This window comes from Streptomyces sp. BV286 (assembly GCF_019090165.1).
In the GTDB taxonomy this organism is placed as follows: domain Bacteria; phylum Actinomycetota; class Actinomycetes; order Streptomycetales; family Streptomycetaceae; genus Streptomyces.
In genome coordinates this window covers 25,879-36,251 of record NZ_JAHRIB010000084.1, presented here as the reverse complement: position 1 = coordinate 36,251, position 10,373 = coordinate 25,879, and the positions used below count along the sequence as shown (strand labels likewise).

Genomic DNA, 10,373 nt, shown 5'->3' with positions numbered 1-10,373 from the left:
CCCGTACGCGGAGGTCGCCGGAGAGGCCGGGCCCTACCACCCCGGAGCGCCGTTCCGGCCGGCGAACCCGGACACGAACCCCTATCTGCGGCTGCCCGACGAGTTGCGGGAGCCCGGGTCCGGCCAGGGGCCTGGGGGGCGGGCCCCGGGTGCTCCCTCCTCCCCCGGCGTGCAGGGCCCCGGCGGGCGGCTCCCCGGTGCCCGGCCGCCCGACGACGTGTACGGGGCTCGGACGGTGGCCCGGCCCTTCACCCCGCCTCCCCCGCCGCCAGGGCCGGGGCCCCGGCACCGCTCCCGGTCGTCGCAGGACGGGCCGCCTCCCCCGCCGGACGAGCTGCCGCCCCCGCCCCCGCCGCGGAAGCCGGGCGGACGGCGATGACCCGGAACGGGACGAGAGCCGGGGCGCAGGGCGGGAAGGAGGGCGGAACGAGACGTGGACATGATCCGTACGGGCCGGGGACACCCCCGGGACACCTACTGTTCCGTGTCCGTCAGGCGGACCTCGGGGGCGGGCGGCACGGGGTGCCGGATACGGTGTGAACACCATGAGCGCATCGCAGACCTCTGACGTTCCCACTCTCCTCGTCAAGATCTTCGGCAAGGACCGTCCCGGTATCACGGCCGGGCTCTTCGACACCCTCGCCGCCTACTCGGTCGACGTGGTCGACATCGAGCAGGTCGTCACGCGCGGCCGGATCGTGCTGTGCGCGCTCGTGACGCATCCGCCGGCCGGTCTGGAAGGCGATCTGCGGGCCACGGTGCACAGCTGGGCCGACTCGATGAGGCTGCAGGCGGAGATCATCTCCGGGCACGGCGACAACCGGCCGCGCGGGCACGGCAGGTCGCTGGTGACCGTCCTCGGGCATCCGCTCACCGCGGAGTCGACGGCCGCCATCGCCGCCCGGATCACCGGGACCGGCGGCAACATCGACCGTATCTTCCGGCTGGCCAAGTACCCCGTGACGGCCGTCGAGTTCGCCGTCTCCGGTACGGAGCCCGAGGCGCTCAGGACCGCCCTGGTGACCGAGGCCGCGGCCCTCGGCGTCGACATCGCGGTGGTCGCCGCCGGGCTGCACCGGCGGGCGCAGCGCCTGGTCGTCATGGACGTGGACTCCACGCTCATCCAGGACGAGGTCATCGAGCTCTTCGCCGCCCACGCCGGCTGTGAGGACGAGGTCGCCGAGGTGACGGCGGCCGCGATGCGCGGGGAGCTGGACTTCGAGCAGTCGCTGCACGCGCGCGTGGCGCTCCTCGAAGGGCTCGACGCCTCCGTGGTGGACAAGGTCCGCAGCGAGGTGCGGCTGACGCCGGGCGCGCGCACGCTCATCCGTACGCTGAAGCGGCTCGGTTTCCAGGTCGGGGTCGTCTCGGGCGGGTTCACGCAGGTGACGGACGATCTCAAGGAGCGGCTCGGGCTCGACTTCGCCCAGGCCAACACGCTGGAGATCGCCGACGGGAAGCTGACGGGCAAAGTCACCGGCGAGATCGTGGACCGCGCGGGCAAGGCCCGGCTGCTGCGCCGGTTCGCCGCGGAGGCGGGCGTACCGCTCGCTCAGACGGTGGCGATCGGTGACGGCGCCAACGACCTGGACATGCTCAACGCGGCCGGCCTGGGAGTGGCCTTCAACGCCAAGCCGGTGGTGCGCCAGGCGGCGCACACCGCGGTGAACTTCCCCTTCCTGGACACGGTCCTCTACCTGCTCGGTGTGACGCGTGAAGAGGTCGAGGCGGCGGACATGCACGTGGACTGACGCGTCCCCGCACCCCACCCGGGTCCTGCCCGGGTCGCCCACGACAGGGACGGGGCCCGGCACCGTGAAGGTGCCGGGCCCCGTCCGCGTTCGGTGGGTGACTACTCGGACGGGTCCCAGTGCTCGACCAGCGTGGCCGCGCCGGGCTCCAGGCTCTTCCACGAGCCGGTGAAGGAGAACACGGCGAACGCGGCGGCGGGGAACTCGTGGCGGCTCAGCCGCTCCTGCGCCTCGTCCTCGGACCGGTCGGCCAGGATGTCGGCAAGGCCCTGCACTCCGGGGTTGTGCCCGATCAGGAGGGTGTTGCGCACGTCGTCCGGGGTTTCGTTGAGTACGGCGATCAGCTGGCCGGGTGAGGCCTCGTAGAGCCGCTCCTCGTAGACCGTTTTCGGCCGGTGCGGGAGCTCGTGGACGGCGAGCTTCCATGTCTCGCGGGTCCGGACCGCGGTGGAGCAGAGGGCCAGATCGAAGGGGATGCCGGAGTCGGCCAGCTTGCGTCCGGCGACGGCGGCGTCCTTGCGGCCCCGCTCAGCGAGCGGACGCTCGTGGTCGGGCACCTCGGGCCAGTCGGCCTTCGCATGCCGGAAAAGGACAATCCTGCGGGGTTCTGCGACGCTCATGAGTCCCAGCTTCGCACGAAACACGCCATGGGGCGCAGGGAGTTGATGCGCTGCCCGCCATGGGCGCCGGGAACTCAGGAGTCCTGGTGCAGCACGATCTGCTGGATCCGCTCGAACAGGTTTCCGACCACCGGGTCCGTGCCCGCCGCGTGGGCGTCCGCCGGGTTCAGTATCAGCAGCAGGAGCGCCACGAAGGCGAGCGCGGGGAGGACGAGCGCCCACCAGGGCAGTGTGACGTCGACGCCGCGCCTGCTCGCCGGACGGGGCGTGATGTGCGTAGGGGCCGACATGCCGCCTCCGTGGGGCTCCGAGTGGTCCGTGGTCCGCGTCCTCGCGGTCACATCTCGAAGGTACGGACCCGGGAGCGCCCAACCCATCCGGTGATCCACCCACTTGACCCTGACACTCACCCCCTAGGGGATGGTGGGGACAACCCCACCATCGCGTCGCGCGAGGGCCGGGGCGTCGGGGTCACGGCCGGTGGCGGGCCGCCGCGTTCAGGGGGAGGCGATCGACGCGATGACGCCGATGACCACGAAGATGAGGAGGAACGCGCCGAAGACGAGCAGCATCTTCTTCTGGCCGTTCTGAGGGTTCGGATCGAGCACGGGCATACGGCAAGTCTCGCACCCTCCGCCCGTCCCCTCACCGGTGGGGTCGGCTCCCCGGGACGGCCACGCGCACGCCGTCCGTCATGTCACCGTGCGGCCTCGTCCTCCACGATGCGGTCGCGGCCCGCGAGGACGCCCACCACGATCTGCGGGACCATCAGGCCCGCCATGAGGGCGATCGGCAGCCCCCAGCCACCGCTGTGCTGGTAGAGCACGCCCACCAGCAGCGGGCCGGGGATCGAGATGAGGTACCCGGTGCTCTGCGCGAAGGCCGACAGCTGTGCGACCCCCGCGCCGGTCCTGGCCCGCATGCCGACCATCGTGAGGGCCAGCGGGAACGCGCAGTTGGAGACGCCGAGCAGCAGGGCCCAGGCCCAGGCGCCGCCCGCCGGGGCGAGGTAGAGGCCCGCGTAGCCGACGAAGCCGCAGAGGCCGAGGGCGACCACGATCGGTCCCTGGTGGGGCAGGCGGGTGGCAAGCCGCGGAATGACGAAGGCCAGCGGTACGCCCATGACCATCGTGACCGCGAGCAGCAGTCCGGCGGTGCCCGCCGGGACACCCGCGTCCCGGAAGATCTGCGCCATCCAGCCCATCGTGATGTACGCGGCGGTGGCCTGGAGCCCGAAGAACACGGCGAGGGCCCAGGCGGTACGGCTCCGGGTGATCCGCAGCGGAGCGGTCTCCCGCGCCGCTCCGGGGGCCGCGGCGGGGACGCGCTCGGCGGACAGGGCCGTGCCCCGGGCCCGCGCGAGGGGGATCCACGGCAGGACCGCGACGGCCGCGAGGCCCGCCCAGACGGCGAGACCCGACTGCCAGGCGCCTCCCAGGGCCCGCGTCACGGGCACGGTGACGGCGGCCGCGGAGGCGGTGCCGAGGGCGAGGGCCATGGAGTAGAGGCCGGTCATGGAGCCGACCCGGTCCGGGAACCAGCGCTTGACGATCACCGGCATGAGGACGTTGCTGACCGCGATGCCCATGAGCGCGAGGGCGCTGGCCGCCAGGAAACCGGCCGTGCTGCCCGCGAACGGCCGGACGGCCAGGCCCGCACCGATCGCCAGCATGCCGGCGCAGACCACGGCGGCGGGTCCGAAACGGCGGGCGAGGCGCGGTGCCATGACACCGAAGACGGCGAAGCACAGGGGCGGTACGGAGGTGAGGAGCCCGGCGACGCTGCCGCTCATGCCGAGTCCGTCGCGCACCTCTTCGAGGAGGGCGCCGAGGCTGGTGATGGCGGGACGCAGGTTGAGGGCCGTCAGGACGATGCCAACGATCACCAGGCGCGTCATCCACGCGCGCGTGACGGGCGGCCGGAGGTCCGCGTCGTGCGCGGAGCTGCGTATCGGTGGTGCCATCGTCGTCCGGGTTTCCTCGCCAGTCATGAACCCCATCATAGAATCATGGGATGATTGGTTGTCCAATCCCCTGGTGCACAATTCCCTGGCATCCGTATCGCGGTGCCTCCTCCTGGTGCACCCCCTGGCGCGAAGGACCGTCATGCCGCTGAGCCACCCCCGCCGTTCGGCGCTGTCCGAGCAGGTCATCGCCGCGCTGCGGAACCAGATCACCTCGGGCGAGTGGCCGGTGGGCGCCCGCATCCCCACCGAGCCGGAGCTGGTGGAGCAGCTGGGGGTCGCCCGCAACACGGTCCGGGAGGCCGTCAGAGCGCTCGCGCACAACGGCCTGCTCGACATCCGGCAGGGCTCGGGCACCTACGTCGTGGCCACCAGCGAGCTGGCCGGTGTGATGCACCGCCGTTTCGCGGACGCCGATCCCCGGCACATCGCCGAACTGCGCGCCACGCTGGAGTCGAGTGCGGCGAGGCTGGCGGCCGAGCGCCGCACCGAGCGCGATCTCAAGCAGCTGGACGCCCTCCTCGTACGCCGGGAGGGGGCCTGGGAGTCGGGTGACGCGGAGGCCTTCGTGAGCGCCGACACGACCTTCCACCTGGCCGTGGTCGCCGCGTCCCACAACGACGTCATGACGGCGATGTACGCGGACCTGGGCGAGGTCGTGCGCGACTGGCTGCGCGAGGACATCGGCGAGGAGCTGACGCCGGGGACGTACATGGACCACTCGCGCCTGGTGGACGCGATCCGCACGGGTGACGCGGAGACGGCCGCCACGGAGGCGGCCGGTTATCCGTTCCAGTGCCGCCCGGGGCGGCCCGGACACGTCACCTCCGGTGGCTGACCCACGCCGAGCGGACCTCCTTCCAGCAGCGGCCGGTCAGCCGGACGGTCTGCGCGGGCCCCGCCTCGACCCTCGTCCCGTCGGCGTCGATGTCCCACCACCGGTCACACTCGATGTGCAGGCCGACCCGGTCGGGCTCCGGGTAGGGGTTGTGGCAGTACGCCGTCACGTACGAGCCGTCGACGACGGTCCGGCAGGCCGCTCCGAAGGGTCTGGCGTCATCGTCCCGTGAAGGCACGCGCGCGTGCGGCGCTGTTTCCGCGGTGTGCGAGACGGCGTCGAAGGGCAGCGCGAGCAGAAGACTCAGAGCGGCAAGCAGCGGGGGAAAGCGCTGGGAGAGGCGCACAAAGGGACCTCCTCGGCCGGGCTGGGGAGGGGCTCTCGGGAGGGGAACTCCTACTCCAGAGTGGGCCGTTACCCCCCGTCGCCGCCCGGCCGGTGGGGCCGAACGGGTGACGCCCCGTTCCCCGCGCGCTGCGGGGAACGGGGCGCCGACACCGTACGGGGACCTTCGCGGGGGCGTTTACGCGCCGATCGCGTGCAGACCGCCGTCGACGTGGATGATCTCGCCGGTGGTCTTCGGGAACCAGTCGCTGAGCAGGGCGACGATCCCGCGGCCGGCCGGCTCGGGGTCCTTGAGGTCCCACTCCAGCGGCGAGCGGTCGTCCCAGACCGCGGCCAGCTCGCCGAAGCCCGGGATGGACTTGGCGGCCATGGACCCGATGGGGCCCGCGGAGATGAGGTTGCAGCGGATGTTCTGCTTGCCCAGGTCGCGCGCCATGTAGCGGCTGGTGGCCTCCAGGGCGGCCTTGGCCGGGCCCATCCAGTCGTACTGCGGCCAGGCGTACTGCGCGTCGAAGGTGAGGCCGACGACGGAGCCGCCGTTCTGCATCAGCGGCAGGCAGGCCATGGTCAGCGACTTCAGGGAGAACGCCGAGACGTGCATGGCGGTGGCCACGGACTCGAACGGCGTGTTGAGGAAGTTGCCGCCCAGGGCGTCCTGCGGGGCGAAGCCGATGGAGTGCACGACGCCGTCCAGGCCGCCCAGCTCCTCACCGACCAGGTCTGCCAGGCGCGCCAGGTGCTCGTCGTTGCTGACGTCGAGCTCGATGACCTTGGCGGGCTTGGGCAGCTTCCTGGCGATGCGCTCGGTCAGGGTGGGCCGCGGGAACGCGGTGAGGATGATCTCGGCGCCCTGCTCCTGGGCCAGCTTGGCCGCGTGGAAGGCGATGGACGACTCCATCAGCACACCGGAGATCAGGACGCGCTTGCCCTCGAGAATTCCGCTCATGGTGATCAGTGACCCATTCCCAGTCCGCCGTCTACGGGGATGACGGCTCCAGTGATGTACGAGGCGTCGTCCGAGGCGAGGAACCGCACCGTCGCGGCGATCTCCTCGGGCTGCGCGTACCGGCCGAGCGGCACCTGCTTCACGATGCCCTCGCGCTGCTCGTCGGTGAGCACCTTGGTCATGTCGGTGTCGACGAAACCGGGCGCGACGACGTTGAAGGTGAGGTTGCGCGAGCCCAGCTCGCGGGCGAGGGAGCGCGCGAAGCCGACGAGGCCGGCCTTGGACGCGGCGTAGTTGGCCTGGCCCGGCGAGCCGTACAGACCGACGACGGAGGAGATCAGCACCACGCGGCCCTTCCTCGCGCGCAGCATGCCGCGGTTGGCGCGCTTCACGACCCGGAAGGTGCCCGTCAGGTTGGTGTCCAGGACGGACGTGAAGTCCTCCTCGGACATCCGCATCAGCAACTGGTCCTTGGTGACACCGGCGTTGGCGACGAGAACCTCGACCGGGCCGTGCTCGGCCTCGATCTGCTTGTAGGCCTGCTCCACCTGCTCGCTGTCGGTGATGTCGCACTTGACCGCGAGGCAGCCCAGTTCGGTGACGGCGGCCGGGGGCTCGCCCGTACGGTATGTGATCGCGACCTTGTCGCCCGCGTCGACGAAAGCGCGGGCAATGGCAAGGCCGATGCCCCGGTTTCCTCCGGTGACGAGAACCGAGCGGCTCAACGGATCACCCTTTCGATAGCCGGTCTGGTACCTCGAAAACCTATCGGTACCGTCAGCCTTGCGGAGAATCGGGCACCGACAGTGGCTTGGGGGACTCACTGTCGGATCCCTACAGAAAGGTGTGGCCGCCGGGCCCGCCCGCGCGACATGATCGGACCGACAGGCGACGACAGCAGGGAGACCTCCGTGCCCCATTCCATCGACGAAGCCTTCGCGGCACTGCCGCTGAGGGCCCTGGCCGACGCGGCGCTCGCGCGGGCCCGGGCACTGGGCGCCGACCACGCCGACTTCCGGTTCGAGCGGGTGCGCAGCGCGGCCTGGCGGCTGCGCGACGCGAAGCCCGCCGGCTCCTCGGACACCACGGACCTCGGTTACGCGGTGCGCGTGGTGCACGGCGGCACCTGGGGGTTCGCGTCGGGTGTGGACCTGACGATGGACAGCGCCGCGAAGGTGGCGTCGCAGGCCGTGGCGATGGCGAAGCTGTCGGCCCAGGTGATCAAGGCGGCGGGTTCGGACGAGCGCGTGGAACTCGCAGACGAGCCGGTGCACGCCGAGCAGACCTGGATCTCCTCGTACGAGATCGACCCCTTCTCCGTGCCGGACGAGGAGAAGTCGGGACTGCTGGCCGACTGGAGCGCGCGGCTGCTCGCGGCGGACGGCGTCAGTCACGTGGACGCCTCGCTGCTCACGGTGCACGAGAACAAGTTCTACGCGGACACGGCCGGCACGGTGACGACCCAGCAGCGGGTCAGGCTGCACCCTCAGCTCAATGCCGTGGCCGTCGACGAGTCGAGCGGCGAGTTCGACTCGATGCGCACCATCGCGCCGCCCGTCGGGCGCGGCTGGGAGTACCTGACGGGCACCGGCTGGGACTGGGAGTCGGAACTCGCGCGGATCCCCGAGCTGCTCGCCGAGAAGATGCGGGCGCCGAGCGTCGAGGCGGGGTTGTACGACCTGGTCGTCGACCCGTCGAACCTGTGGCTGACCATCCACGAGTCCATCGGCCACGCCACCGAGCTGGACCGCGCGCTCGGCTACGAGGCGGCGTACGCCGGGACGTCGTTCGCCACCTTCGACCAGCTGGGCAAGCTGAGGTACGGCTCCGAGCTGATGAACGTGACGGGTGACCGCACCGCCGAGCACGGTCTCGCGACCATCGGGTACGACGACGAGGGCGTCGCCGGGCAGTCCTGGGACCTGGTGAAGGACGGGACGCTCGTCGGCTACCAGCTGGACCGCCGGATCGCGAAGCTGACCGGCTTCGAGCGGTCCAACGGCTGCGCGTACGCCGACTCCCCCGGCCATGTGCCCGTACAGCGCATGGCGAACGTGTCGCTCCAGCCGGATCCCGCCGGGATGTCCACCGAGGATCTGATCGGGAGCGTCGACCGTGGGATCTACGTCGTGGGCGACCGGTCCTGGTCGATCGACATGCAGCGGTACAACTTCCAGTTCACCGGGCAGCGGTTCTTCCGGATCGAGAACGGCCGGATCACGGGCCAGCTGCGGGATGTCGCCTACCAGGCGACGACCACGGACTTCTGGGGCTCGATGGCGGCCGTCGGCGGCCCGCAGACGTACGTCCTGGGCGGCGCCTTCAACTGCGGCAAGGCCCAGCCGGGCCAGGTCGCGGCGGTCTCGCACGGCTGCCCGTCGGCCCTCTTCAAGGGTGTCAATATCCTCAACACGACCCAGGAGGCCGGCCGATGAGCGCGCGCACGCCCCATGGCAGTACTTCCTCGACGAACAAGCCGCACGAGGTCGTCGAGCGCGCCCTCGCGCTGTCCCGGGCGGACGGGTGCGTGGTCATCGCCGACGAGCGGTCGACCGCCAACCTGCGCTGGGCCGGCAACGCGCTGACGACGAACGGTGTCACGCGCGGGCGCACGCTGACCGTCATCGCGACGGTCGACGGCCGCGAGGGCACCGCCTCCGGTGTCGTCTCGCGTTCGGCGGTGACCCCGGACGAGCTGGAGCCTCTGGTACGGGCCGCCGAGGCGGCTGCGCGCGGGGCGGGCCCCGCCGAGGACGCCCAGCCGCTCGTGGCGGGCGTACCCGCCTCCCCGGACTTCACGGACGCGCCCGCCGAGACCTCGTCGGCCGTCTTCACGGACTTCGCCCCGGCACTGGGCGAATCGTTCGCACGCGCGCGTGCGGGCGGACGCGAGCTGTACGGCTTCGCCAACCACGAGCTCGTCTCCAGCTATCTCGGCACGTCCACGGGGCTGCGCCTGCGTCACGACCAGCCCACCGGGACGCTGGAGCTGAACGCCAAGTCGCCGGACCGTACGCGCTCGGCGTGGGCGGGGCGCTCGACGCGGGACTTCAAGGACGTGGACCCGGCGGCGCTCGACGCCGAGCTGGCCGTCCGGCTGGGCTGGGCGCAGCGGCGTGTCGAGCTGCCCGCCGGGCGGTACGAGACGCTGCTGCCGCCGACCGCCGTCGCGGACCTGCTGATCTACCAGATGTGGTCGGCGGCGGCCCGGGACGCGGCGGAGGGCCGGACGGTGTTCAGCAGGCCCGGCGGCGGTACGCGCGTCGGCGACCGGCTGACCGACCTGCCGCTGACCCTGCGCAGCGACCCGAACGAGGCCGGGCTGGAGAGCGCCCCCTTCGTGCTCACGCACTCCTCCGGGGACGACGCCTCCGTCTTCGACAACGGGCTGCCGCTCAGCGCCACGGAGTGGGTCCGCGGGGGTGAGCTGAAGCATCTGACGAGCACGCGGCACAGTGCGGGCCTGACCGGGCTGCCGGTGGCCCCCGGTATCGGCAACCTCATCCTCGACGGGGGCGACGACACCTCTCTGGAGGAGATGGTCGCCGCCACGGAGCGCGGGCTGCTGCTGACCTGCCTCTGGTACATCCGCGAGGTCGACCCGGCGACGCTGCTGCTGACCGGACTGACCCGGGACGGCGTCTACCTCGTGGAGAACGGCGAGGTCACCGGCGAGGTCAACAACTTCCGGTTCAACGAGTCGCCGGTGGGCCTGCTGGGGCGGGCGACCGAGGCGGGACGGACGGAGAAGACGCTGCCGCGTGAGTGGAGCGACTGGTTCACCAGGGCCGCGATGCCCGCGCTGCGGGTGCCGGACTTCAATATGAGCTCTGTCAGCCAGGGCGTATAACCTCGATAGCCTCGCAGTCGGCCGTTTTTCCGGCTGCCCGAAGATCACCCAAGGAGACAC

General features: G+C 71.6%; 11 protein-coding genes. 4 read left to right on the top strand and 7 right to left on the bottom strand.

Annotated features, from left to right (window positions below; genetic code table 11):
* Nucleotides 1–545 precede the first annotated feature (545 nt).
* Nucleotides 546–1,751: a phosphoserine phosphatase SerB gene (gene serB, locus KUF83_RS11990; protein WP_217454624.1), complete on the top strand. Its 1,206-nt coding sequence runs from the start codon at nt 546–548 to the stop codon at nt 1,749–1,751.
* Nucleotides 1,752–1,852: 101 nt separating this feature from the next.
* Here serB and KUF83_RS11985 read toward each other — a convergent pair whose 3' ends face one another.
* From KUF83_RS11985 to KUF83_RS11975, 4 genes are all read right to left on the bottom strand, one after another.
* Nucleotides 1,853–2,371: a histidine phosphatase family protein gene (locus tag KUF83_RS11985; RefSeq protein WP_217454623.1), complete on the bottom strand. Its 519-nt coding sequence runs from the start codon at nt 2,369–2,371 to the stop codon at nt 1,853–1,855.
* 74 nt (nt 2,372–2,445) lie between these two features.
* Complete coding sequence (locus KUF83_RS11980; protein WP_217454622.1) at nt 2,446–2,661, bottom strand: hypothetical protein; 216 nt, start codon at nt 2,659–2,661, stop codon at nt 2,446–2,448.
* Nucleotides 2,662–2,868: 207 nt separating this feature from the next.
* Nucleotides 2,869–2,985 (bottom strand): SGM_5486 family transporter-associated protein, encoded by a 117-nt coding sequence (locus tag KUF83_RS41910; RefSeq protein ID WP_254643715.1) that lies wholly within the window; start codon nt 2,983–2,985, stop codon nt 2,869–2,871.
* An 83-nt stretch (nt 2,986–3,068) separates the two neighbouring features.
* Nucleotides 3,069–4,373 (bottom strand): CynX/NimT family MFS transporter, encoded by a 1,305-nt coding sequence (locus tag KUF83_RS11975; protein ID WP_217454621.1) that lies wholly within the window; start codon nt 4,371–4,373, stop codon nt 3,069–3,071.
* Between the two features lie 103 nt (nt 4,374–4,476).
* Between KUF83_RS11975 and KUF83_RS11970 the strand changes: the two genes are divergently transcribed.
* Nucleotides 4,477–5,172, top strand: coding sequence for a FadR/GntR family transcriptional regulator (locus tag KUF83_RS11970; protein ID WP_217454620.1), 696 nt, complete (start codon nt 4,477–4,479; stop codon nt 5,170–5,172).
* On the opposite strand, the gene KUF83_RS11965 is transcribed toward KUF83_RS11970, so the two are convergent.
* From KUF83_RS11965 to fabG, 3 genes are all read right to left on the bottom strand, one after another.
* Entirely contained in the window at nt 5,156–5,518 is a 363-nt protein-coding gene (locus tag KUF83_RS11965) for a hypothetical protein (protein WP_217454619.1), read from the bottom strand. The two genes, KUF83_RS11970 and KUF83_RS11965, sit on opposite strands and share 17 nt — an antisense overlap.
* A 177-nt stretch (nt 5,519–5,695) precedes the next feature.
* On the bottom strand, nt 5,696–6,463 hold the full coding sequence (gene fabI / locus KUF83_RS11960; protein WP_217454618.1) for an enoyl-ACP reductase FabI: 768 nt from the start codon (nt 6,461–6,463) through the stop codon (nt 5,696–5,698).
* 5 nt (nt 6,464–6,468) lie between these two features.
* Nucleotides 6,469–7,188: a 3-oxoacyl-[acyl-carrier-protein] reductase gene (gene fabG / locus KUF83_RS11955; protein WP_217454617.1), complete on the bottom strand. Its 720-nt coding sequence runs from the start codon at nt 7,186–7,188 to the stop codon at nt 6,469–6,471.
* 186 nt (nt 7,189–7,374) lie between these two features.
* Between fabG and KUF83_RS11950 the strand changes: the two genes are divergently transcribed.
* Together KUF83_RS11950 and KUF83_RS11945 are read left to right on the top strand one after the other, a co-directional pair.
* Nucleotides 7,375–8,898 (top strand): TldD/PmbA family protein, encoded by a 1,524-nt coding sequence (locus KUF83_RS11950; protein WP_217454616.1) that lies wholly within the window; start codon nt 7,375–7,377, stop codon nt 8,896–8,898.
* Nucleotides 8,895–10,313 (top strand): metallopeptidase TldD-related protein, encoded by a 1,419-nt coding sequence (locus KUF83_RS11945; RefSeq protein ID WP_217454615.1) that lies wholly within the window; start codon nt 8,895–8,897, stop codon nt 10,311–10,313. The genes KUF83_RS11950 and KUF83_RS11945 overlap by 4 nt, the downstream gene beginning before the upstream one ends.
* Nucleotides 10,314–10,373: the final 60 nt, after the last annotated feature.